Genomic DNA, 24,131 nt, shown 5'->3' on the forward strand with positions numbered 1-24,131 from the left:
GTGGAGCGGCCCGAGCGCAGCGAGGGACGACTACCTGGACCTGCGGCGAGCGACGGCGATACTCGGCCTGCGAGGAAGGCCGAGGTGACGTCGAGTTTCGCTACGATCAGGGCATCTAAAGATCGTTTCTGACGCTTGAACCCGGCGCCATCTGACTTCCCGACTCACCAACAGAGTCGGATGGTTCCGCCCGGCCGAGAGTGCCTGTCCGATCTCGTGTTTATCGGCTGAGACCCTCTCCACGATGGGGTTCGGTGCCGGAGCGATGGTGCGGTGGCTGGTACGCCTGAGACGGGTCATGCTGATCGATGCCCCGATGGGTGTATTGACCTGTCTTTTGCCGGGCGTCCGCGCGCCATGACGTGACGTGTTCGGCTCGGATGAGTTGTTCAAGGTCGCGCTGGTCAGGAGGCAGGTCAATGCGGCGCATGATCTCGCTTTGGATCGCTGTGAGTTCTTGCTGAGCGGCGGCATGGGCTTTGCGGTGCTCATGAGCGCGCATCTGGGCAAGTGCGACGTCGCGCTCTCGTGCCGCGCGGAGGGCGGAGTCAAAGGTGCGCTTTAGTTCGGCGTGGCGTTGTCGTACCTGTGGCCAGGCATATGGGGGCGGGGCCTGCGCGGCGGTCTGGCGGGCGGCGTCTTCCAGCGCCGGGCCCTGGGCGAGGATCGGCGTGAGCTGTTGGGTCAGGCGGTCTTGTTGTCGGTGCAGATCGGTGAAGGTGGCTGTCAGGTCGCGGCGGTGGGCCCGCTGCCAGGGGCGCAGGCTAGCCAGCTCACGCTCGATGGTGCGTTCTTGCCGACGCAGCTTGGCCAGGCGCTGGCGGCTTTCGTTGACGGCTTGGCGGGCTTGCTGAAGCCGGAGGGCGGCGGTCTCGGCCGTCTCGATCTGGTGGGCCTGTTCCTCAAGGTTGGCGCGCTCAGTCAGCAGGCGGCGTTCGCGGTGCCCGCCGCCCTCAGTGACCAGGCGTTGAATGATCTTTTCGGCGGCGTCGGCGTTTGTTGTCGTCGTGCTGAGGTGTTGGCCGAGCTGGCCCATGCGCTGGCTCAATTCGGCGTCGCTGGCAAGCTCGACACCGGACGGGGAGTTGGTGAGGGACTGCAGGACGCGGGCGCGTTCGACGGCAAGGTGAGCCTCGCGGGCGGCGGCCTGCAACTCCGCACGAGCGGCCTCAAGCTCGGCGTCCTGGGTCTGACCGGCGCGGGAGGGCGGCGTGGGGTCTAGCTGGTGGGCAATGGGTTCGGGTTCGGGAGTCAGGAGGTGATCGGCGCGGTCGCCGTAGAGCGTGGTGGCATAGGCGGCCAGAGCGCGCTGTAGTTCGTCGGCCGGGCCGCGGGTTGGGCCGTGGCGGAGCCGATCGGCGTCGTTTTCCAGGAGCTCGCGCGGTAGGTACAGGTGGGCGCTCTGCCGGTCGCGGCTCATGGCCGTATACAGGGTGTGCGGGTCCAGACCCAGGCCATAGATGAGGGTGTGCTGACTGTTCAGACCCTGGGCGGCGGCCACGGTCATCACAGTGCCGTACGACAGGCCTCCGACCGCGATGTAGGCGGGGCTGACCCATTCACGCACCAGGGCGGCTCCGTCTGGGCCAGTCCGGCGCCATTCGACCTGCACACCGTGGCGATGGTCGAGAGCTGTGATGCAGCCTCGGTAGCCGTTGAGCACATCTACGGGGCCTTCGCCGCGGCGGGCCCGGTAGTCGTTCTTGCGCACCCGTACGTGATCTCCGACCGCCAGGGCGATGCTGGCGCCGCCGGCCAGGCGGTAGATGCGATCAGGGCCGGACAACTCGCACAGCTCGCGGCGTATCGCTCGGGCGGCCAGGTTGAGCCGGTTGACAGCCTCATTCGTTCCCGCCAGCACCAGCAGGCCGGCGAGCTCGTCATGCGTCTGCGGGCCTCCGTTGGTCAGGTACGGTCGCCGGGTGGCCGCCCAGTCAGCGATCAGACGCGCCATCGTGTCATCTGCACCGGCCTCGGTACGTACTCGGCCGCCCGCTGCCCAGGTGTGTAAGGCCTGACGGCGTTGACCGGCCCGGAACAACTCCAGGGCCTTGCGTTCCAACGGGTCGCGCTGACGGCGGTTGTGCCGCAGGGCCAGCCCGTCCACCTGGCGGTGGATGGCAGCAAATCCGCCACCCACCCCGACCGCCCGCAGTTGCTTGGGGTCGCCCAGCAGCACCACCTTGGTGCCGTGCCGTTCGGCGTCGTCCAGCAGCGCTGCCAGCTGCCGGTCATCCACCATGGCAGCCTCATCGACCACCAAAACGTCCACCCCTGCCAGACCCGGGCCATGCTGGATGCGCAGCAGCCAGGTGGCGATGGTGTCGGTGCCGATGCCGGATTCGGCGCGGAGGGTGGCGGCGGCCACCGCCGCGGTGGCCGCGCCCTGGACGACCAGGCCGCGGCTCTCATACGCGGTGCGGGCGGCGGCCATCAACGTAGTCTTGCCCGCGCCGGGAACGCCGATGATCGCCTCCACTCCGTGCCCTGCGCACAGGATGCGCTCCAGCACGGCGCGCTGCTCGCCGGTGAAGGTCAAGTGGTGGCTGACCTGGAAGGTGTCCAGAGCCAGGCGGACAGCGTCGGCATCGAGCACGGCCACGCCGGTGGCGTAGCGGCGGCGCACACTGGCCAGTAGTGCCTGTTCGGCGCGCAGGATGTCGGTGCTGGTGTAGCGGGCGGAGTTGGCCAGATGGCGGGCTCCGGCGTCGGGCAGGCGTACCGCCGGAGCCAGCTCCAGCACTTGGTCGGTGAGCGTCTCGGCCTCGGCCAGGTTCGCCACGCCATCGGGGAGAGCGTCGAGGACCGCGGCCAGCACATCGGCGCGGGTGATCTCCTTGCGATGCGAGGTCAGGCCGCCCTCGGGTCGCCAGATCCAGGCCGCTATCTCTGCCGGAGAAGGCCGTACGGGCAACTGCGCGCCGGTCCGGCAGGCCGCGACCAGCGCGGTGGCGTCCATGCCAGCCGCTTCGAGCTGGTTGCGCCAGTCGGCGCGCAGGTCGGCCTTTGTGGCGTCGGTTTTGCGCTGGCGGCTTTGCGTCGAAGCCACCTTACGTACCTGGCGTGAGGCCTCCCCGGCGGCGAAGCCGAGTTTGGCCAGCACCTGCTTGACCTGACCGTCCCGCTTGGAGAACAACGTCCGCGCCACAACCGGGATGGCCGCGATCTCCCACGCGCCCGTCTCCGGATCCCGCGTCCAGGCGATGCCGCAGCGCTCGGTCATTCCCCGGCGATGCCGTGCCTTGAAGAAGGCGTCGGCGGCGCGCGCGTGCCGGTGCAGGTCCCGCCCTCCGGAGGCGATCGCCGACCACTTCCCATCCCGTCCACGGGCTAGGTTTGCGATCACTATGTGCGCGTGCAGGTGTGGATCCGGCGCCGCCGAACCCACCGGACGCGCAGTCCGGTGCCACATCACCCAGCCCATCGACCCCGTCGTGGCCATCTGCCCAGCCAACTGGCCATCGCCTTGGTGGCCCCGCTGCCCGTAGCTCACCCACTGCTCGACGGCCGCGACGGTCTCGAACATCGCGGCGCTGACGATGTCCTCCAACTCGGCCGCGAAGCTCGGGCCGGCCAACCCGATCAGCACCGACACGCTCTTGGTCACGTCCAGGGTCAGGTCATAGCCCCGGTTACCGATGCGGACCCGTGCATCGCGCCACTTCCGCGCATACGCCAACTCCTCTGGCTCGTATACATCGGCCAGGTCGAGGCCGGCGGCGAAGGCCAGCCGGTCCAGATCACTGATGCGTACCAGGTGTGCCTCGCCCTTCCGAGCGATACCGCGCGCCATCTGAGCCGCGCGCTTGACCATGGCGGGGCGGGCAGCCAGCAGAGCCTCGACGGTGGTCCCGCGTGCGGCGGCGGCCTTCTCTAATGCCTCCCCGAACGGTGCCGCGGGCAGTTTGCCGCGCGGGTCAACCACGTGCTTGGCCTTCATTAGCAGCTTGCCGGTGTTCGGGTCCTCACCGTTCATCAGCGCCCGCGCCTTGCCGTGCTGGTCGGGTGTCAGCCGCGTACCGGGGGTGATGCCTACCTCGCGCAGGCCCTCACCGATCCACACCAGGGCGCTCTCGCCGCCCAGCCGGTAGCTCAGCTGCCCATCAGGCTCCTCATGGTGTTCGTGGCCGTGCTCGCCAGCGTGGGGCACGCCGCAGCCAGCGCCCTCCTGTAATCGGTATTCCACCTGCTCCATGCAGGGGCCCAACACGTTGACCCATGCCATGCGATACCCCGTTTCGGACACCGGCAGCAGCGACGGCAGTGGGACCGCTGGCGGCAGGCGCAGCCCCAGACGTATCGCAGATACCATCGTCCTTTTTCAGTGATATTGACATCATCTTTGACAGATAGTCTTGCATACTAGTTAATACATAACAATCGATTGAGATCTGCGTTTTCGCTTAGCTTGATACTTCGGTGATGCTGGTGTTCAGACCCTTCTCATCGCTGATTGCTGATAGAAACGCTTGAATCGCTCGGCATGACGCAGGGCAGTTTCAGCATCGCAACGCGAGCCTGACCGGTAGTCGCCAGAGCCCAGGGGCGGTCCCCGCGCGTGCGGGGCTGACGGCGGGTGGGTCTATTCCCAGGCGGAACATCTGGGATCATCCCCGCAGGTGCGGGGTCGACGCGGTGCCCGTGAAGGCGTCCGGGCTGCCGTCCGGACCATCCCCGCGGGTGCGGGGCCGACCGTAAGGGCCCTCGCGAAACCTGCCCGGAAATCGGACCATCCCCGCGGGTGCGGCGCCGACCTCGGGGCGATCCAGGAGCCGACCAAAGACGTGGGACCATCCCCGCGTGTGCGGGGGCGCCGGGGTCTTCGGGCGGAGGCGGGACGAACGTGCCGGAACCATCCCCGCGTGTGCGGGGCCGACTTCCGGCTACCTAGAACCCCCGGACGGATCTCCGGACCATCCCCGCGTGTGCGGGGCCGACTACGTGGTCAACCATCTGTACGGGATGGGCACGGGACCATCCCCGCGTGTGCCGGACCGACGACACGCGCGGCACCGGCAAGCGGGCGTCGCTGGGACCATCCCCGCGCATGCGGGGCCGACCCGACCGCGCCGTACAGGCCGATCTGCAGCGCGGAACCATCCCCGCGCCTGCGGGGCCGACGCGCTGGAAGCATGCCAGATGCCGCCGCTCGGCGGACCATCCCCGCGCGTGCAGGGCCGACGCCGTCGGCCGGTGTGTGAGGGGTTGGATCCCGGGACCATCCCCGCGCGTGCGGGGCCGACTCACCGTCGAACCGGGGGTCGGTGTGGCCGAGCGGACCATCCCCGCGCGTGCCGGGGCCGACGTCCGCTTCGTCGACGGCACGCTGCTGCCCCGCGGACCATCCCCGCGCGTGCGGGGCCGACCTGCGGCTGGGGCGGCACGTCCACACGCTGGGCGGACCATCCCCGCGCGTGCGGGGCCGACACCTTCAGCCCCCGCACGGAGTCGGGAACCCGGGACCATCCCCGCGCGTGCGGGGCCGACAGCACCTTGTCAGGCTCGTCACGGATGACCGCGGGACCATCCCCGCGCGTGCGGGGCCGACGCGTGCTGGACGACCTGGCTGCCCTGACGTCGGGGACCATCCCCGCGCGTGCGGGGCCGACTCGAAGCGGGCCAGGAACGCGTCACGGCCGGGCGGACCATCCCCGCGCGTGCAGGGCCGACAATCTGCTCCATGCGCGACTCGCTCGGAATCGGGGACCATCCCCGCGCGTGCGGGGCCGACTGCCCGAAGGGTCGGCCGTAGGCCGAGGGGGACGGACCATCCCCGCGCGTGCGGGGCCGACGTGGAGACGGAGCCAGGTACGGGAAGCTACGTGGGACCATCCCCGCGCCTGCGGGGCCGACCTCCCATGTCCGCATTGCGTGCCGTATGTCCGTGGACCATCCCCGCGCGTGCGGGGCCGACGTCGGAATGTGTCGGTCGGCCTGGACCGACACAGGACCATCCCCGCGCGTGCGGGGCCGACGAGTGGCAGGAGCCAGGCCAGGGGCCCGGCCGGGGACCATCCCCGCGCGTGCGGGGCCGACGTGCCCTGCTCGGGCCCCATGTCGAGCACCTGCGGACCATCCCCGCGCGTGCGGGGCCGACTCGACTACAGCGCCGCGCACGCGGGTTCGCGTCGGACCATCCCCGCGCGTGCGGGGCCGACATGGACGGGGTGTCGAAGAACGCCGCGCCGTGGGGACCATCCCCGCGCGTGCGGGGCCGACTTCACGACCATGAGCACGGGACTACACCCTCCGGGACCATCCCCGCGCGTGCGGGGCCGACGCCACACACAGGGCGGACAGTAGGACAGCGCTCGGACCATCCCCGCGCGTGCGGGGCCGACTCGGTGTCGGAACCGTGCCGGGCGAGGCTCATCGGACTATCCCCGCGCGTGCGGGGCCGACGAACGATGTCGGGGTTCTCGCGGAGGTGACCGAGGACTATCCCCGCGCGTGCGGGGCCGACGTCGAGGCCGCTGGTGAGGGTGCCGATCTGCTCGGACTATCCCCGCGCGTGCGGGGCCGACGAACATCACCACGGTTTCCAGGAGCATGTCCGGGGACTATCCCCGCGCGTGCGGGGCCGACTTGACTGGCGTCTCACGCCCCCGACCGCTGCCGGGACTATCCCCGCGCGTGCGGGGCCGACGTTGGGCAGCCGGCCGGTGTGGGTGGTGATGAAGGACTATCCCCGCGCGTGCGGGGCCGACAGCGCGGCCGTCCGGCTGGGGATCTTGTTGAGCGGACTATCCCCGCGCGTGCGGGGCCGACACCAGCATCAGCGCGAAGACCGGACCGTTCCGCGGACTATCCCCGCGCGTGCGGGGCCGACGTTCGCCTCTCTGGACCAGAAGCGGAACCAACGGGACTATCCCCGCGCGTGCGGGGCCGACTCATACAGGTCCCGGACGCTCTCGGGCTCTCCGGGACTATCCCCGCGCGTGCGGGGCCGACACTTGCTGAGCTGGGGTTTTATCGGCGGTTTCGGGCGGAGAGGATTAGTCCGTCGAAGTCGATGGGGTAGCAGCGGTCTTTGCCGGCGGTGCGGGTGGCCCAGCCTTGTTCGTTGGTGGCTGGTTCGACGAGGATGGCTTGGCCATCGCCGATGCGGGTGGCGAGGAGTTCCCAGATGCGGTCGCGGATGCGTTTGCTGGGGTTGCCGACGAAGACGCCGGCGTTGACTTCGACCATCCAGCGGGTGAGGTGGCCGCGGAGTCCTTCGGGGGCAGCGACGAGGACGATGACGGTCATGTGTCGGCCGCCTCGTTGCTGTGGGGTCGGTCGTCGAATTCGGGGCCGATGACGGCGATGTGTTCTTCGCCCATGGCGGCTTGGTTGAATTCTGCATAGAGGGGGTCGTCAGGGAATTCTTCTGTTCCTGCCCAGTTGACGCCTCCGGCGACGGTGCCGACTTTCTCGTCCCAGAGTTGGTTGACTTCGATCTCTGGGATGTCGGTTCCGTCGGGCGAAAGCAGGGTTTTGATGTCGCGGACGATGCGGCCGAGGAGTTTGTCTTCGGCGATTCGGTCGCGGAGGCCGAGGCGGGCGTCGCGTTCTTCGGTGAGGCCTTTGGCTGCGAGGTTGAAGGCGAGGGGGATGGTGTATTCGGCCTTGTAGAGGTCGGCGATGTCCATGACGAAGGAAGTGGCGGCGCCGGTGTGGACGAAGCCGAGTCCGGGGCTGGCGCCCAGTCCGACGATGACGGCGTGGCTGATGCCGTACAGGGCGGTGTTCGCGGCGGACAGCAGTCGGTTGAGGTCGTCGCCGGTGGCGAAGGCGTCGCCGGGGCGGTAGTCGCGTCCGGTCCAGAGCACTCCAGTGCGGCGGGAGTGGTGTTGGTATTGCTTGCGGACGCGGGCGCCTTCTCGGCCACGTAGTTGTTGCATGGTCATCGTGGAGACGTCTTCGCCGGGGAAACGCATGCCGTACATGGCGCGGGCGACGGCAAGGCGTTCTTTGGGGTGAGTGACGAGCCAGGCTTGGCGATAGAGCAGTCCGGAGCCGCGGCTGGGGCCCAGGCCGGAAGCGTAGAGGCGGACGCCTTGTTCGCCGACCCAGCACACTGCGGTGCCGGAATCGCCGAGGAGTTGGACGGCGCCGTGGGTGATGCGGGTGCCGGGTCCGATCAGCATGACGGCGACCATCGCGGCGGGGATCCGGACGGTGTCGCGTTTGTTGATGACGACGATGGCGTTTTCGTCGCGGTCGATGTGGCTGCGTTCGATGTAGACGCTGGAGACCCGGTCGGCGATGCGGTGCAGGTCGTGGGGATGGGCTTTCCACCAGATGTCGGCCATCACGGGTCCTGCTGTGCTGGGCGGCCGGTTAGTGGGGCCAGGGTGAGCAGGCCGCAGCCGTAGGACTTGGCCGGACCGATGCCGGCCAGGAGCCGTTCCGTGAAGGCGGCGGGGTCGGTGACACGCAGCCGGCCTTCGAAGGTGGCGGTGTGCAGGATGATCGGCTGGCGACCGCCGTTCTTCTTGCGGAACGAGCGGCGCTCTCGGGCGGTGATGCGGACCTCGCGCGGCGTGGGCGTGGGCTCATCGTCGGTTGGTTGCAGGCCGGGTGCGGGTGGGTCGGTGTGAGCGGGCGGGACGTCGAATCCCCAGCGGCCGGTGCGGGACAGAAACCAGGTGAGCTGGGCGTCGGCGGTGCGGTGGCCGAGGCGGAAGGAGCGTCGTTTGGCCTCTGTGGCTCGTTCGAGTTGGGTGGGGGTTGGTTTGATCGGGTTAGTCGTGTTCTGTACGGGGTTGGCGGTGAGCCGGAAGGCGAATTCCCGGCCGACGGCGATCTGGGCCAGCAGTGGCGCGTAGTCGCGGATGGCGGCGTGTTCGCCGTCGGCGTCGGGCCAGCCGGCCTGTTCGATGAGGTGGCTCCAATCCGGCCGGGTGACCGTCAGGACGAACAGCATGGGCCGGTGAGGATTGTCGGCGTCCAGCCGCCACAGGATGCGCTGGTCGGTGGGCGCGTCGGGGATTCCGTGCATGACGGCGCCGTGCATGGCGTGCGGGCTGGACAGAAACAGGCGGCTCTTGTCGCGTAGCGGATTGATCCTGATGCGAGACAGGTAGGTCATGTCGGGTCACCAGCCCAGGAGTGCGAACGGGTCGTGGCTCTGCACGGCGTCGCGGGATTCGGCGGATCCGGTGGGCAGGGTGATCCAGAGGTGCTGGATGCGGCGGCTGGTGAACCGGCGTTCGCGGGGGGCGAAGGAGTGGGGGACGTCGGTGAGGGAGTCTGGGCCGTCGGGGTCGTCGATGGTGGCTGACACGTCGATGGTGGCGGGTCGGCCCCGGTCGCGTGCGTAGAGCTGTTGGGCGGTTTCGGTGGCTTGCCAGGGTTCTGTTCGCAGGACCTCTAGCAGGGGGGCCTCGCGGATGGCGAGGAAGAGCGGCTGGGTGGGGACGCAGGAGCGGCGGCCGAGTGCGAGGGGGAAGGCCGGGTGTTTGACCGCTTCGGCCAGCGTCTGCACCAGGGCGGCGGGGCCGTGCAGCGCGGCGAGGAAGACCGCGTCCTGGAGGTAGAAGCGCTGGGTGACGTGCGTGTACTTGGCGGGCGAGGTGGGCCTTTGGACGCCTTTCGCCGATACGCCCGCCTGGGGCAGGGGTCGTCCCCGGTAGTCGCTGACGGTGTGGTAGTCGCGCAGCAGGCTGCCGGGTTGGTCGACGCGTACGCCGAGCCGTAGGCCGAGCAGGTCGTCCAGGGGTTCCTCACGGGCTCTGCCGGATGCGGCGGCGAGCAGGCCCAGGACGCCGGATTTGGTGGGTTCTGGCCGGGTGTCGCGCCGGTTGAACGCGCTGCGGTCGCCCCAGGATTGCAAGGGGCCGCCCAGGCGTAGGGCCAAGGTGGCCTGGGGGGCGCTCACCGGGCCTGCTTGAGGTGCTTGGCCAGGGTGGCGTGCAGGTTGGCGATCAGGGTGGGGAAGGTGGTGTTCGCGCCGATGATCGTGGTGAGTCGTTCGCCGGTGTGTCCGTCTGGGTCGAAGGTGTGGCAGACAGCGGTGTGGGCGGGGGTGTCTCCCCATTGCCGGGTGGCGCGGTCGTATTCCACGGCCAGGCGTACGGCGGATTCGGCGGCCAGGCCTTCGCCGTCGTCGCTGGCGACCAGCGGCTTTTCGTAGGCGGAGACGAGGTTGACCGGCTGGTCTTGGCGGACCACGACGGCGAGGAGGCTGGGCAGTGTGCGGTGAGCGAAGGAGTTTTGGTGCCCGGAGGGGATGGAGCGGGCGAAGTGCTCGATGAAGGCGTCGACGGCGGTGAGGGCGGCGTCGCTGTCGCCGAGGTTGGAGATCAGCTGGGGCAGGCCGATGGTGGCGTAGCGGTACAAGGTGGCGGAGTTGAAGCCGATCGTGCCGATCATGCCGGCGCCGGTCTCCTCCTTGAGGTTCTCATCGTCGACCGCGGTGTAGTAGTCGAATTCCAGCTCCACGGCGTGGGTGGACAGCGCGTGGGCGACCTGGGTGGCGGCGTCGACGTTGAGGGAGGGGATGTCGGCGACCATCCGTCCGAACAGCGCCACGTCCATCGGGTGACCCGTCTGTAGCTTCTCGGCCACCGGGAGGTCTTTGACTGCCTTGGCGAGTTGTTCGTCTTCCAGAGCGGCCAGGTCGTCGGCCTGACCGGCGACCAGGTCGATGATGTCCTCCAGCTGCCGGTAGCCGAAGAACAGCAGGTATGCGGTGTCGCCGGCCTTCTTGCCCGCCTTGATGCCCAGCGGCTCCAGGAGTGCGGTAGATAGCCGGGCGGCCTGCTCGGCCGCCAGCCCGGTACGGGCGGCCAGCCGCTTCGCCAGCTCGGCGACGATCCGCTTGGTCCGGGTCGCGTGGTCCTGTTGGGGGGCGTGCTTGGCGAAGCTGGTGCGGGTGGCGCGCTTCCACGCCTGGGAAGACACCCGGGCCCTGCGGTGCCCGCCGAAGTAGGCCTCCTTCGGGTTGCCCTGATCGTCTCGGTTGAGGTTCGCCGGGGGAACGGTCTGGATGATGTGCACGTCGATGTAGAGGCGCTCGTCCATGGAGACTCCGGATGGGATGGGATGGGGAAGAGATGATGGACAGGTCTGCGGAGTAGGCCGTCAGGAACGGGTGGTGTCCGCGCCGGATTGCGGTCCGGCAGGTGTCTGCGCGTTGGTCTTCGCGGTCGGGCGCCAGCCGTAGTAGTCCAGTCCCAGCCTGCGGCGGGCCTGTTGACGGGTGTCGGGGCGCTGCCAGTCGCGGATGTCCTTCAGCAGCAGGTCGTAGTCCAGCGGCTGACCGACGGTCCGCAGCTGAGAGATCAGGCCACGCAGGTGGTTGAGGAGAGCGGAGACCTGCGTGGCGGAGGCGGCGGAATTCACCCGCCGATCCACCGCTTCGCGGGTGAATCCCTTGTCGTGGTCGGTCTCCTTGTGGAGCCGTCGCAGGGCTTGGCCCAGCCGGATGCCGGGCTGGTGCATGGGGTCGGGGCGGGCCTGCTGGTGCATGCCGTACAGGGCGAGCGCGGCGTGTTCGGCCTCCATCTCCTGCGACACCTTGTCCTGGCGGGCGAGCCGATCATCGACCGGGGAGGTGTAGTACGGCCACAGGGCCGGCACCGTGCCGGCGAGGCGTCCCAGCCCGGCTCGGAACGCGGCCAGGTCCTCACCCGGCGGGCGTTCACGCTTGTCGCGCCATGTCCCGTCGGCAGCGACATATCTGCTCCAGTAGCGCGCGCGGCGATCGTTGGTGGGGGGCATGAGTGTCCTCGCAATCACGCTGGCTGGACGGCTGTTGAGACGGTGAGCTCGCCGGGATCGTTGTGCCGCAGGTCACGTACCGTCTGAGCCCAGCGGGGCAGCGCGGTGCTCACCCGCTGGTGGAAGTTCTGTTCGGCTGAGGCGAGCCGGTACACGTACTCGCGGTTGTTCTTCTCCACGACCCGCCCGGCGAACTCGCTGCCGGTGGCGGTGGCCAGGAGCTTCTCCGCGACATCCCTGGTCCGTTCGCGGGCGAGCTTCTCCCAGGCGGTACGGCCCCGCTCCAGCAGGTCCGGATCACCGTCGGCGGCGCGTACCCCGACCAGCAAGCGCCGCACCAGCGGGTCGAGAGCGTGCAGCACGAACTCGCCGGGGCGCTGCCCCTTGTCCCACGGGATCGGATCGGCCCCCCGCGCCCGGCGCAGATCGGCCGACAGGTCGTTCACGGCCCGGGCCAGGTCTTCGGCCTGCTCGGCCACCTCGATCAAGGTGGTGTACGTATCGGTGTCGGTGCGCAGCGCCGCGACCGGCAGGGGGATCGAATCGAACAGGACGTCTTCTACGACCGCGGACTGAGTGCCGTAGGTGATGCCGATCGTCTGCACTCGCAGCGGGTAGTCGAAGTCCAGAAGGCCTTCGGCTTGGACGTCAGCGAGCTGGCTCAACAGCGCCGAGGTCTCGACGATGCCGTCGCCGTTCTGCCGTTCCGAGGCGAGCAGCGCCTCCAGCCCGCGCCATGCGGCCTTGCCCGGAATGTGCCTTCGCGGTCGGCGGACCGTTCCTGTCGGGCTCTTGGGGATCTTCTGGAACGTCCATGCCGTGTGCGGTTCCCATTCCGGGATGGCCTGCAGTCGATCCCCTGCGCACAGCACGAGCCGGCAGACGCGCAGGCCGTGATCGGTCTCCTCCGCAATGAGGCGGATCCGCCGCGACTGCCATGTCCACAGGTCGAGCAGTCCGGTGGCGGCACGGCTGCGCCAGCGCGCTTCGGTGGGTGGGCGGCGCCACTGTGGGAGGTCCTCGGCCGGTTGATGGCCGATGGGGATGTTGAGCATCAGCGTCTCAAACAGAGTGCGCCCGAGCGGGATGACCACGCCCAGCGAGCCCAGCGGACCGGTGACGTTTCCGGTGGTCTTGCCTGCTTTTACCTCGTTGTCGCCGACCGCGCCTGACTTGATCCCCGCGGTGTCCCAGCAGTGGGCATGCAGCAGCCACCGTGCTGCCTCAGCCGGTGTCAACGGCAGCGGATCACCCTCGGTGCGCGTCGCGAACAGCGGCACGTTGTTGCCGGAGGCTGCGGTGGCGACCAGCAGCGCCGACCCCTTCGTCTCCTCCTTGGTCGTGTGCAGCCCGGCCACCTGGGCGAACGGAGCCTCCGCGCTGAACAGGTCAAGGCGGGGCCGGTGCTCATCGAGGTAGGCGCCGATCACGCGCTGTTCCTCATCGGTGAAGCGCCCGTTGGCGAACCGTCGTGCCCATTCCGCACGATCTCGGGGCCGTCCCAGGGCATCCATCACCACGGGGAGCAGCACCTGGCGCAGCAACGCCGGGGTGTGCGTGGGGACATCGACCTCGATCGCGTCGAAGTCATGGGCGCGCAGCAGCGTCTGGCGCAACGAGCATTCTTCGGAAGCGTTCTCAGCCCGTGGCCGAAGCAGCAGCCAAGGCGAGTCGATCAGATCGTAGCCGAACATCAGGAACCCTCTAACTGGTTATGTTTAGAGACCTGTGGATGCGTAGCGTGTCACGGAGGGCACCGCCCCGTCAGGGGAATGCCTAGAGTGGTGCTCGACCCTGCGTGATAGCCGTTGCGGGGATGGCCCATGGTTGTGTTTCGGGCATCCGTTGGCCCCGCCGTGCGGGGATCGAGGCCGCGCGCGGGCCAGGCGCCGTTCCGGCGACGCCACGTCACCGACGGTGACAGGCCCGCGCGGACTCATGTGCGCCGCCGGAAGGGAGGTTGCGGACCACCGTCCACCACAAGCCCCAGCTCATCGTCGTACCGCACCGCGTATTCGCCCAACGAGCCCGAAGCCGTGGAGTCCAGGACCAACGCCAGGCTCCGTTTCAGCCACGGGTGATCCCGCCAGCCATCCAGCGGCGGCAACTCGCGCTCGGCCGGCTCGGTGAGCTTGGCGGGCAACCGTACGGTCGCCCCCAGCACCTCCTCCAGCAATTCATCCGACAATGCCTCACCATTGACCCCCAGCCACCTGCCGCCCAGCGTGCGGTATCCGCGTTCGTCGTGGCGCACCAGGATCACCTCCACGCTGCGGTCCCCATCACGGACCACGGCCTGCAGCTTGTGCTCGGCCAGGCTGCCGGTGGCCGCGCCATAGTGCAGCCCATCCAGCGTCGCTTTCGTATGTTCGTTGGCCTGGGTGAGCAGGAAGTGCTCCGCACTGCGGGCACGATCCTGCTGATGGGTCACCCACGCATCATGAGCCTGCTGCTCGTCCTCGGCCCAGGCGGACGGGACGACGTCGCGTGCGTCGCCGTACACCCGCCCGACCAGACTCGGCACGTCGCCGGGCACCGACCAGTGGCCGCCGTCGGCGGCACAGACCACAGCGGCGGTACGCAGCAGCAGGTACCGGCCATAGATCGCCTCGCTCGCCGCCAGAATCGCCGGAGCGGCCCCGCCCCGTGGCGCGAATCCGGTGATGACCACCTGCGGCCGGCGAACTCGTTCCGGCCGCAACACCCCGTCGTGGCGGTGGACACGGCCCAGCCGTTGCAGCAGCAGGTCGATCGTGGTCAGGTCGGTGACCAGCACATCCGCGTCCACGTCGAAAGACTGCTCGGCGAGCTGAGTGGCGACCAGGATCAATCGCCCAGGCCGCGGCGAACCTTCCTCGCGCGAGGGACCGAGTAGATTCAGACACTCCTGGGTGCCCTCCGCCCGATCATGGGCTGTCATCCGCCCATGCAACAGCCGGACCTCATCGCCGAAACGCTCCCGCAGCGCCTGATAGGTGCGCTGCGCCCGAGGGACGGTGTTACGGATCACCAGCGCGCATCCGCCCTGAGCCAGCCGCTCCTGCAACAGCTCGGCAACCGCGCCCTCAGCGGCCCGGCCGTCCCCTGCCGTGCCTGTGTCGAGGGCCTCGGGCAGGACTGTCACCGACACGTTCAGATCGGACCGCCACTGCCGCACATGATCCACGTCGTAGACCGCCCGCCCACCTGCCAGGCACACGGCGCTGACACTGGGATATCCCCCAGCCTGCGGCAGCTCCGCCGCGTCGAACACCTCCGCCGATGCCGCACCGGCCAGGTAAGCCTCGACCAGTTCGCGTCGCTGCGCCGGCGGCAACGTCGCCGACAGCAACACCACCGGCACCCGCGCCTGCCCAAGCCAGCGCAACCCTTCCTTGAGGAACTGCGACATGTAAACGTCGGCCGCGTGCACCTCATCCAAGACGACGACCTTGCCCATGAGCCCGGCAGCGCGCAACATCACATGCTTGGTCCGCGTCGCCGCGAACAACAACTGATCGATGGTGCCGACCACGAACGGGCTCAACAGCCCGCGCTTGCGGCCCAGGAACCACTCAGCCGGCGCCTGCCGCTCCGCGTTCCCTTGCACCCCCTGGCTGAACGGGGAGTCGGCCAAGCCGTACAGGTCGTCTTCCTCGACGCTGCCATAGAAGCTGTCGGGATCGGTGCCCGGCTCATCCAGAAGGCTCTGCCATTCCTTGTTGAACATCCGCTTGCCGTGCAGCAGCGCCACCTGACCGGCCAACTCCCCGTCGATCCTGTTCAGCCAGGCGCGTACCTGGCTGAACATCGGATCGCTCGTCGCCTGCGTCGGCATACCCACAAACACCCCATCGGCTCCGAACCGCGCCGCCAGCACCTCGGCCGCCAACAAGGCCGCCTTGGTCTTGCCCTCCCCCATCGGCGCTTCGACGATCAGCAATCCAGGCCCGGGCATCCGCCCTGCCACCCGCGTCACAAGTTCCTGTGATGGGCGCGGCGGCTGATCGAAACGCTGTTCAAAGGCTTCCGGCGTCGGGCATTCCAGCCGCCCCCAGCCGCCGCGCAGCCCGAGTTGTCCCCATGCCTTCAACGCCCGCGCCTGAGACCGCTGCATGGTCACGTCGGCCAGGTCATCGACCCCAGCGAAATGACGCTCGTCGCTGGCGATCCAGTCAGCCATCACCACCAGGCCACTGAGCTGCAGTTGCACGGCACGGCTGGGCGCATTCTCGGGCTGCACGTCGGCGAGATCCTTGAATCCGACAAGCCGGGTGAAGACCTCCACCAACGCGGACTGCACCCTGATCCACGCCGGACCTTGCCCCTGCGGCTCACCCCGTGCCGTCCTGAGCCCCGCCAACGCACCCACCGCCGGAACAGATCCGTGGTGGCCAGCCACCAGCGGCCACAACCACGCGATCTGCCCGGCCTCCCAGCCGACCTCCCGCAGAAGACGCAGCAGGAGCGCTCCACCGGCCTTGTCATGCCGCCACCGAGCCCGCTTCACCACAAGCTCGTTCCAGCTCAGCCCAGCCCGCCGTACCGCCTCCGCGCCTTCGGCATCTACCCGCTGAAACGCGGGCGTCGCCTTTCCGCAGTCGTGCACCCCGCACAGCCAGGCGAAAAACGATCTCCCCCGACCGTTCGAAATGTCATTCAATGTCTGCTTGGCCGAGGGCGGCAAATAGTTATCCCAGATCTGCTCCGCCACAGCCGCAGTGTCCAATAAATGCGAAAGCAGGAGATTTGTCCTACCGCCTGCTTTCTGGCGGGATTTACCCCACAGAGCCCCAAGCTGCCGCATTAGCACAGAGTCGTAACCAAACTCGTCATGCCACTGCATCGCGCCCTCCCATCAACTGGCCACGCTAAACACTGCCACCGACAAAACAGGACCGTGATCCACACCTGCGGTATCGTTCACCCACTTCACCGCGTTAGCAGGAAGAGCGACCCGAATAGGCCACAGAGCAGAAGATGCAGCACCCCTCGCTAGCAACTAAAGGAAAACAGCACGCCCCGCCAACGAAACCGCAGGTGAACAAGTGTCGGCCCCGCGCTCGCGGGGATGGTCCGCTGCTCCAGTTCGTGACGATCCTGATCGCGCTGTCGGCCCCGCGCTCGCGGGGATGGTCCTTTGAGGGCAAACCGATCCCCCTCATCGAGCAGGTCGGCCCCGCGCTCGCGGGGATGGTCCCTTGGTCTTCGGCTCGCACGACAGAAAGGCGACGTCGGCCCCGCGCTCGCGGGGATGGTCCGCTCGCCGAGCGGGTCGGCATCAGCAAGGCCAGGTCGGCCCCGCGCTCGCGGGGATGGTCCCCTTGCCGCCGTTGGACCGCGGCCAGCTCGCCGGTCGGCCCCGCGCTCGCGGGGATGGTCCGGCGGTCAACTACTTCGTTCAGGGGAGCGCATAGTCGGCCCCGCGCTCGCGGGGATGGTCCGCTCCGGAGGAGTAGATGAAGCCCACGAAGATCGTCGGCCCCGCGCTCGCGGGGATGGTCCCCCGCACGCCGACCCGGCGATGCGCGAGCTGACGTCGGCCCCGCGCTCGCGGGGATGGTCCTCCAAGAGGGTGGCCGCGATCGCCGCTGGCGCCGTCGGCCCCGCGCTCGCGGGGATGGTCCCCTGGAGAAGCAGGCCCGCCAGCAGGCGGCGGCGTCGGCCCCGCGCTCGCGGGGATGGTCCGCCGGAGGACGCCCCGACGTGGACTTCCAGGTGGTCGGCCCCGCGCTCGCGGGGATGGTCCGGTGATCGCGCATATCGCCGACCCCGACGACCGGTCGGCCCCGCGCTCGCGGGGATGGTCCGCCTGGCTCCACGTGACCGCCTTCACTGGCACCGTCGGCCCCGCGCTCGCGGGGATGGTCCCACGAACACGAACGCCGCGTCCTGCCCGGCAAGGTCGGCCCCGCGCTCGCGGGGATGGTCCCCCGCCACGTTCGGCCCCGGAACCGCGCGAAACGTCGGCCCCGCGCTCGCGGGGATGGTCCCGTGGCGGACGGAGTCTCCCAGGGAGCCCTGGAGTCGGCCCCGCGCTCGCGGGGATGGTCCGATCGAGATCGCCGCCAGTGACGAGCCGGTCAAGTCGGCCCCGCGCTCGCGGGGATGGTCCCCGCCGACCGCAGTGTTCCGGACCGTCCCCTCCGTCGGCCCCGCGCTCGCGGGGATGGTCCGGTTCAGCCCGACTCGGATGAGGGCGAGCTGGTGTCGGCCCCGCGCTCGCGGGGATGGTCCGACGGCGCTGGTGGCCGGCGTGAGTACGGGACTGTCGGCCCCGCGCTCGCGGGGATGGTCCGGCCACCCCGTCGAACGTGGCAGCCTGGTTGACGTCGGCCCCGCGCTCGCGGGGATGGTCCCGCCGTGCTCGGCACGAGCGGCGCGCTGCTGGGGTCGGCCCCGCGCTCGCGGAGATGGTCCTGCGTGACCCGATGACGCGCGGAATGCGGTCACGTCGGCCCCGCGCTCGCGGGGATGGTCCCGGGACCATCGTCGGCCCCGCGCTCGCGGGGATGGTCCGTTCTCCTGGCAGGAGCGCGCCGTGGTGATTGTCGGCCCCGCGCTCGCGGGGATGGTCCGCTGCCGATGCTCGGCCGGATGGTCGCCCGGGAGTCGGCCCCGCGCTCGCGGGGATGGTCCGGAGCGGGCCGACCTGTCGAGCCGTAGCGGGCAGTCGGCCCCGCGCTCGCGGGGATGGTCCTCAGGCCCTGCGCCAGCGGGCCTGGTCGCCGCCGTCGGCCCCGCACGCGTGGGGATGGTCCTCTCATCAGTTTGCACCCGCGGTGTGTGACGGGTCGGCCCCGCACGCGCGGGGATGGTCCGGCGATCAGCCGCCCGCACAAGCCCGTCACCGTGTCGGCCCCGCACGCGCGGGGATGGTCCCAGCCTGGTTCCGGACCGGATCTTTCTGGCGCCGTCGGCCCCGCGCTCGCAGGGATGGTCCCCACTCAGGGGAGTGTGGCTGCCATTGGATGGCGTCGGCCCCGCGCTCGCGGGGACGGTCCTCCGAGGTACGTCTTGCCGTTCTGGGTGGGGGCGTCGGCCCCGCGCTCGCGGGGAAGGTCCCATGCGGGCCGCCGACCGCATCGAACGCAACGGGTCGGCCCCGCGCTCGCGGGGATGGTCCTGCGACGATGATGAACAGTATCGCCCATTTGTCGTCGGCCCCGCGCTCGCGGGGATGGTCCGGACGCCCAGGACGACGTCAAGTCCGCCCAGAAGTCGGCCCCCGCACGCGCGGGGATGGTCCGTCGCTGCTGCAGCAGGTGATCGAGGCCGGTCCGTCGGCCCCGCACTCGCGGGGATGGTCCCTCGTTCACCGAGCCACGCAGATTGCCGACTTGGTCGGCCCCGCACGCGAGGGGATGGTCCTAGGCGCTCCCGTCGATGGGGTGCGCCCGCTTCGTCGGCCCCGCACGCGCGGGGATGGTCCGGTGTCGTTCTCGTAGACGGTCTGGGTGTCCAAGTCGGCCCCGCGCTCGCGGGGGTGATCGGTACCTGCGAGTAGCCATTTCGTGTGGTTCGATGTCGGCCCCGCGCGCTCGCGGGGATGGTCCTTCCAGGCGAACAGCGGCTCGGAGAGCCGCATGGTCGGCCCCGCGCTCGCGGGGATGGACCCACGGGCTACGGGTGCGTGCCCAACCTGGACGCGTCGGCCCTGCGCTCGCGGGGATGGTCCTCGGATCTTCCCGCCGTAGGCGAGGCGCAGGTGGTCGGTCCCGCACTCGCGGGGATGGTCCCCGCCCCAGCCAGGACCGCACCCCCAGGGGGACGTCGGCCCCGCGCTCGCGGGGATGGTCCTCGGCCCGCAGCCTGCTCCACCGTGAACCCCTGGTCGGCCCCGCGCTCGCGGGGATGGTCCCCACTGGGCCCGCGCGATCGAGTCCCACGCCACGTCGGCCCCGCGCTCGCGGGGATGGTCCCGAGGTGTAGTTGTTGGAGGAGCCGATCGCGCAGTCGGCCCCGCGCTCGCGGGGATGGTCCCCTCTGGCCTGTCCAGCTTCAAGCCATCTTTGAGTCGGCCCCGCGCTCGCGGGGATGGTCCCAGGCAGACGTCACAGCGTCCCCTTGAACCGCTGTCGGCCCCGCGCTCGCGGGGATGGTCCGCATCAGCGTCGCGACATGGAGCTCGGCATGGTGTCGGCCCCGCGCTCGCGGGGATGGTCCGACGGGGATGCGAGGCTGGGGTGCGGGAGGCAGGTCGGCCCCGCGCTCGCGGGGATAGTCCCGCCGCTCCCGCCGATCGTGGACCTGAGGACCGCGTCGGCCCTGCGCTCGCAGGGATGGTCCCGTCAGTGCATCTTGCCCTTGCCCAGCGTGCAAGTCGGCCCCGCGCTCGCGGGGATGGTCCGACGATGTAGACCGCGGGCAGCTCGGGCGAGAAGTCGGCCCCGCGCTCGTGGGGATGGTCCCCGGATGCGGTTGCTGATCTCGGACCAGTCGGCGTCGGCCCCGCGCTCGCGGGGATGGTCCTGATCATCTCGTTTCAGGCACGAAAAAATGTGCGTCGGCCCCGCGCTCGCGGGGATGGTCCCTCGGGCTCACTCTGCCCCGGCCGTGCTGGTACGGCGGCCCCGCGCTCGCGGGGATGGTCCCACCTGTCGGTGCCCGGTGACTCGTATTTCGTCGTCGGCCCCGCGCTCGCGGGGAAGGTCCCATGCTGACGTTCTGCCTGGCTCTACTTTCCGAGTCGGCCCCGCGCTCGCGGGGATGGTCCGTTCGGCGCGACCCCCGAGGACCGCGCCCGTTTGTCGGCCCCGCGCTCGCGGGGAAGGTCCTGCGACTCCTGTGCGTGAGATGACGCTCATGAGGTCGGCCCCGCGCCCGCTGGGATGATCCCCTCTATCCCGGGTCGAACCCGCTGCTCGACCTGTCAACCTCGCGCTCGCGGGGATGGTCCCATGCGCGTCGTACGGTCGGTGGTGACAGCGCGGTCGGCCCCGCGCTCGCGGGGATGGTCCGGCGTGCCTCACGCGCAGCTCGGCCCCGCTGCCGTCGGCCCCGCGCTCGCGGGGATGGTCCGATGTCTGTAGCGCCCATATCAGCCCACCGCCTGTCGGATGGTCCTTGATCCTCGAAGGGCTCGACGTCGGCGGAGCAGTCGGCCCCGCGCTCGCGGGGATGGTCCCTGGAGGACGGCGGCACCACTCTCGCCGTTCAGGTCGGCCCCGCGCTCGCGGGGATGGTCCCCTGCTGGCCGGTAGTCGGATGGCGCTGTGTGAGTCGGCCCCGCGCTCGCGGGGATGGTCCCTGGTCAAGGGTGCAGTACGCCTCGTGGTAGCGATCGGCCCCGAGCTCGCGAAGATGGTGCCGCGATCTGCACATTGCCGCTCTATGACCTCTGAAGATCATTGGCGGTGTCGGCGAATGCTGGACCGGAGTCCGCCGGAAGTCCGCCCACAACCATGGCGATGGCCTCTTCCGCCGTGTCGGCTTCGCCGATGACGATCCCGCGCGAGGGCCCGCAGACCCGGTATCGGCCGTCTCCCATTGGATCAACGAACGGCGCATCCCACGAGAACGGATAGCCGGTACAGGTGGTGAAGTGAAGGGACCAGTGGCTCGTGAACGGATACAGCTGGCGAAGCTTCGGTTCAGCGTATGCGGCCTCGACCAAGGGGAGCACTCCTTGAATCGGGCTTTCCTGGACGCTCTCACGAAGCAGGCGCCACTTTACGGTGACCGCATCGGCGGGACCGCGCTCATGGGCTTTGGCCAGTTCGCTGACCTGGATGAAAGGGGCCTCTCGCTGGATCTCGCAGAGTCTTGCGCCATTGCGCCACGCGTCCGTTCCGCGGGCTATCTCCGCCAGGTCCGGTGTCGATCCTGAGATGAGCCGGACCCCTTGGCACCAAGCCTCGATGATGAACCACCGCTCAACGGAGCCAATGTTTATTGAGTAGGGCTCGCGGCCGGCAGTCGTGCTCGCGATGCCTGCCCACCGCAGTGGATCCGAGTCGCTTTGAAGAACTTTGCCCAGAGAGAGTCCGAGGGTGGCAGCTACCAATTCCACCGCTGCGACGAGACTGCCCGCAGACGCCAGGTCTGGATAGAGACAAGGGTCTGCAGGTGAAGGCTCTCGTCGGACAGGGCGAGAAATGTTGGAAGTCACCGCCGCAGTCTGACGCTCCAACCGATAAATCCGCCATCCCATTGAAATTGATCAATCCCACCATGCGGCGAGACTTGCGGCAGAGCACAAGGTCAGGGCGGTGTCTCATGATATGGGCAGTGAAAATCAACAGCAGACGACAGATCTGGCTAGGCGAACGGCGTGGAGCGAACTTGCCCCATTCGGTCCATCCTAATTGCGCTGACCTTCACGTAACGCGGGATGCGGCTGACTCCCGTGAGCCAGAAGCCATCCGGCACCATCAGTTCCTGGCCGGTGAGTCGTGGCTGAGAGGACGGGCCCGGATCCGGAAGGTAGGCGACGACATGGTCCACGAGATCGTCTGCCAGAAAAGTCGCGACCAGGTCCGCTCCGCCGTCGAGCAGTAGGTGGCGTACTCCGCCCGAGTGGAGCGTCCTCAGCAGTTCCCGGTGTTCGAGTAGAAGGGGGTCGGCCGGAAGACGGATCATGCCCGATCCATGGCTGCGCGGGGTTGCCTCATCCAAGCGGCCATCGGCGTCCAGGACGGCATCGGCGGTGAGGAGCAGGTCGCGCGCCGGCGGGACGTTCTTGAGGGCGCCCGTCCGTCCTTCGGAGGTCTCGGCGTAGACCCAGGTGAGGACGGGGCGGCTCAGGGCTAGCGCGGCTCGCCATGGGCCGAGCACGAGCATCGCCTCCCCGGCGAGCACGTCGGTCTCCACGCTCACGCCGGCCTTCCGTAGTTCCTTCACCCCGCCCTCCCCTCTGGAGGTGGGATCAGTCAGGGCGATGACTACGCGGGCGATCCCAGCATCGATCAGGAGCCGGCGGCAGGCAGGTGCGTGCCCAGCGTGGTTGCAGGGCTCCAGGGTCACCACAGCTGTCCCGCCCTTTGCCGCGGGGCCGGCGGCCAGCAGAGCATTCCCCTCGGCGTGGGCTTCGCCCTTGCGGGCGTGGTAGCCCTCGCCGATCGGCTGGCCGGTGGAGTCAAGGATTACGCAGCCGACTGGCGGGTTGGGGCTCGTGGAGCCGAGTCCATGGGCGGACAGGGCGATGGCCCGCCGCATGGCCTGGAGTTCAAGACTGGAGGCCATCAGTTGGCCACCGCGTCAGCCAGGGCCAGCCGGAACGCGGCCACGGACGGCAGCCGGCGATGGACGCTCAACGAGCGCTCGACCGAGGCCAGGACGTTGATAATCCTTACCGAACCGGCGGCCCGAGCGATGTCGAGAGCTTCACCGGCGGTGGTGGCGGCGTGTTCGGGCTCCCCCTGGCCGGCATAGGCCGCAGCCATACCGGCCAGGGCCATTCCGCGGTCTCGTCGGTAAACCGCAGGCAAGGCAGGTAGGGCGCTCTCGTAGGTGGCGACCGCGCGGGCGGGCTGCTTCAGCTCCAGCCAGCAGCGGGCGCGCTGGATCTCGACGTAGGCGGGCGTACAGAACGACCCGTGTCCTCCTCGGGCGTCGCCGTCATCGTGCACCGAGGCGGCCAGCGCGTGCGCCTGGTCCAGCTTCCGCTGGCAGGGGCGTTCCTCGCCGTCGAGTGCGTGTCCTTGGGCTTGTTGCTGGATGATCGCCGCTTGCATGGGCGCGGGCAGGTCAGTCTGCCGGAGCGCGGAGGTGGCCAGGCCGAGTACGTCACCGGCTCGTCGGCCGCTCATTGCCTGCTGGCTGCCCCGGAACATGGTCCACGAGATCATTTGGTCATCGCCGATTTCGTAGGCCCAGGTGGCCGCCCGGTCGGTCCAGCGTTCGGCCTGCTCCATGTCTCCGGCGTCCTCATGCAGCCACGCCGCTGATTCGGCATATCGAGTCGCCAACCGGAGCACCTCGACGCGGTCGCTTCCGCGGGCGGGGACGAGCAGTTCCTCAAGGACGGTGATCTGCTCGCAGACCGCCGGGATCGTGTGCCGGGGGCCCAGCAGGTTGTCGCGCTGCACCAGCAGGTGCCACTGCTCGCGTAGGTGATCCAGAACGTCGCCGAACTGCTTCCCGGCGGGTATCGAGGCCCGTGCGTCGCGTCGAAGCGGCGTCGCGGTCTTCGGGGTCTGGCCGCCGAACAGCTCCGGCTCGTTCATGTCGAGGGCCTTGCAGAGCAGCATGCGGTCGATGGCGTTGGGCTTGTAGGTGCCGGCCTCCCAGTAGCGGATGTTCCGGCATAGGCTCGCGGTCTGCGCGAGCGGCATGTCGTCCCCGGCGGCCTGGCGCATGCGCCGTACCAGGCCCTTCTGGCTGAGGAGCCGGTCCAGCCTGGCCTGGCGGAGCCGTATAGCCCACTCGGGCGTCACCTGATCATCCATCCGTATGCACCTCACCGCGAAGAGGGAGGGAAGGGGGCGGAAAGCCTTCCTCGTGCT

The 24,131-nt window shown here is 69.3% G+C and carries 12 protein-coding genes and 3 CRISPR repeat arrays; all 12 genes read right to left on the minus strand.

Annotated elements, in window-relative coordinates; genetic code table 11:
* Nucleotides 1-220: 220 nt before the first annotated feature.
* The 12 genes from mobF to KLK06_RS52275 all read right to left on the minus strand — a co-directional run bounded on the left by mobF (nt 221) and on the right by KLK06_RS52275 (nt 24,074).
* A complete protein-coding gene (mobF, locus tag KLK06_RS52220) occupies nt 221-4,225 on the minus strand; it encodes a MobF family relaxase (RefSeq protein ID WP_214643339.1) in 4,005 nt (1,334 codons plus the stop codon).
* A gap of 318 nt (nt 4,226-4,543) precedes the next feature.
* Nucleotides 4,544-6,951: a CRISPR direct-repeat array (repeat unit 28 nt; unit sequence GGACCATCCCCGCGCGTGCGGGGCCGAC).
* An 18-nt stretch (nt 6,952-6,969) separates the two neighbouring features.
* Nucleotides 6,970-7,248 carry a type I-E CRISPR-associated endoribonuclease Cas2e gene (gene cas2e / locus KLK06_RS52225; RefSeq protein WP_214643340.1) on the minus strand — a complete coding sequence of 93 codons (279 nt, stop codon included), beginning with the start codon at nt 7,246-7,248 and terminating at the stop codon, nt 6,970-6,972.
* On the minus strand, nt 7,245-8,294 hold the full coding sequence (gene cas1e / locus KLK06_RS52230; protein ID WP_214643341.1) for a type I-E CRISPR-associated endonuclease Cas1e: 1,050 nt from the start codon (nt 8,292-8,294) through the stop codon (nt 7,245-7,247). Before cas1e ends, cas2e begins: the two co-directional genes overlap by 4 nt.
* Nucleotides 8,294-9,073: a type I-E CRISPR-associated protein Cas6/Cse3/CasE gene (gene cas6e / locus KLK06_RS52235; RefSeq protein WP_214643342.1), complete on the minus strand. Its 780-nt coding sequence runs from the start codon at nt 9,071-9,073 to the stop codon at nt 8,294-8,296. Before cas6e ends, cas1e begins: the two co-directional genes overlap by 1 nt.
* Before the next feature lie 6 nt (nt 9,074-9,079).
* Nucleotides 9,080-9,862 carry a type I-E CRISPR-associated protein Cas5/CasD gene (cas5e, locus tag KLK06_RS52240; RefSeq protein ID WP_214643343.1) on the minus strand — a complete coding sequence of 261 codons (783 nt, stop codon included), beginning with the start codon at nt 9,860-9,862 and terminating at the stop codon, nt 9,080-9,082.
* Nucleotides 9,859-11,007, minus strand: a complete 1,149-nt coding sequence (gene cas7e / locus KLK06_RS52245; RefSeq protein ID WP_214643344.1) for a type I-E CRISPR-associated protein Cas7/Cse4/CasC — start codon at nt 11,005-11,007, stop codon at nt 9,859-9,861. The genes cas5e and cas7e overlap by 4 nt, the downstream gene beginning before the upstream one ends.
* Before the next feature lie 60 nt (nt 11,008-11,067).
* Complete coding sequence (casB, locus tag KLK06_RS52250) at nt 11,068-11,706, minus strand: type I-E CRISPR-associated protein Cse2/CasB (RefSeq protein WP_214643345.1); 639 nt, start codon at nt 11,704-11,706, stop codon at nt 11,068-11,070.
* A gap of 14 nt (nt 11,707-11,720) precedes the next feature.
* Entirely contained in the window at nt 11,721-13,400 is a 1,680-nt protein-coding gene (gene casA / locus KLK06_RS52255) for a type I-E CRISPR-associated protein Cse1/CasA (protein ID WP_214643346.1), read from the minus strand.
* Nucleotides 13,401-13,642: 242 nt separating this feature from the next.
* On the minus strand, nt 13,643-16,531 hold the full coding sequence (gene cas3, locus KLK06_RS52260; protein ID WP_214643347.1) for a CRISPR-associated helicase Cas3': 2,889 nt from the start codon (nt 16,529-16,531) through the stop codon (nt 13,643-13,645).
* A 204-nt stretch (nt 16,532-16,735) separates the two neighbouring features.
* A CRISPR array of direct repeats spans nt 16,736-18,166; the repeat unit is 28 nt; unit sequence GTCGGCCCCGCGCTCGCGGGGATGGTCC.
* A gap of 12 nt (nt 18,167-18,178) precedes the next feature.
* Nucleotides 18,179-20,697: a CRISPR direct-repeat array (repeat unit 28 nt; unit sequence GTCGGCCCCGCGCTCGCGGGGATGGTCC).
* 319 nt (nt 20,698-21,016) lie between these two features.
* A complete protein-coding gene (locus tag KLK06_RS52265; RefSeq protein WP_214643348.1) occupies nt 21,017-21,697 on the minus strand; it encodes a DUF6193 family natural product biosynthesis protein in 681 nt (226 codons plus the stop codon).
* 248 nt (nt 21,698-21,945) lie between these two features.
* On the minus strand, nt 21,946-22,869 hold the full coding sequence (locus tag KLK06_RS52270) for a bifunctional diaminohydroxyphosphoribosylaminopyrimidine deaminase/5-amino-6-(5-phosphoribosylamino)uracil reductase (protein WP_214643349.1): 924 nt from the start codon (nt 22,867-22,869) through the stop codon (nt 21,946-21,948).
* The gene (locus KLK06_RS52275; protein ID WP_214643350.1) at nt 22,869-24,074 is read right to left on the minus strand and encodes a hypothetical protein; all 1,206 of its coding nucleotides are present in this window, start codon (nt 24,072-24,074) and stop codon (nt 22,869-22,871) included. The genes KLK06_RS52270 and KLK06_RS52275 overlap by 1 nt, the downstream gene beginning before the upstream one ends.
* Between the last annotated feature and the right edge of the window lie 57 nt (nt 24,075-24,131).

Origin of the sequence: Nonomuraea sp. NEAU-A123 (assembly GCF_018603905.1) — a bacterium.
Taxonomy (GTDB): domain Bacteria; phylum Actinomycetota; class Actinomycetes; order Streptosporangiales; family Streptosporangiaceae; genus Nonomuraea.

Bases quoted from the DNA above. Each gene is read 5' to 3' on its own strand.
- mobF (WP_214643339.1), bottom strand. From the start codon at position 4,225: ATGGCATGGGTCAACGTGTTGGGCCCCTGCATGGAGCAGGTGGAATAC.
- cas2e (WP_214643340.1), bottom strand. From the start codon at position 7,248: ATGACCGTCATCGTCCTCGTCGCTGCCCCCGAAGGACTCCGCGGCCAC.
- cas1e (WP_214643341.1), bottom strand. From the start codon at position 8,294: ATGGCCGACATCTGGTGGAAAGCCCATCCCCACGACCTGCACCGCATC.
- cas6e (WP_214643342.1), bottom strand. From the start codon at position 9,073: ATGACCTACCTGTCTCGCATCAGGATCAATCCGCTACGCGACAAGAGC.
- cas7e (WP_214643344.1), bottom strand. From the start codon at position 11,007: ATGGACGAGCGCCTCTACATCGACGTGCACATCATCCAGACCGTTCCC.
- casB (WP_214643345.1), bottom strand. From the start codon at position 11,706: ATGCCCCCCACCAACGATCGCCGCGCGCGCTACTGGAGCAGATATGTC.
- casA (WP_214643346.1), bottom strand. From the start codon at position 13,400: ATGTTCGGCTACGATCTGATCGACTCGCCTTGGCTGCTGCTTCGGCCA.
- cas3 (WP_214643347.1), bottom strand. From the start codon at position 16,531: ATGCAGTGGCATGACGAGTTTGGTTACGACTCTGTGCTAATGCGGCAG.
- KLK06_RS52270 (WP_214643349.1), bottom strand. From the start codon at position 22,869: ATGGCCTCCAGTCTTGAACTCCAGGCCATGCGGCGGGCCATCGCCCTG.
- KLK06_RS52275 (WP_214643350.1), bottom strand. From the start codon at position 24,074: ATGGATGATCAGGTGACGCCCGAGTGGGCTATACGGCTCCGCCAGGCC.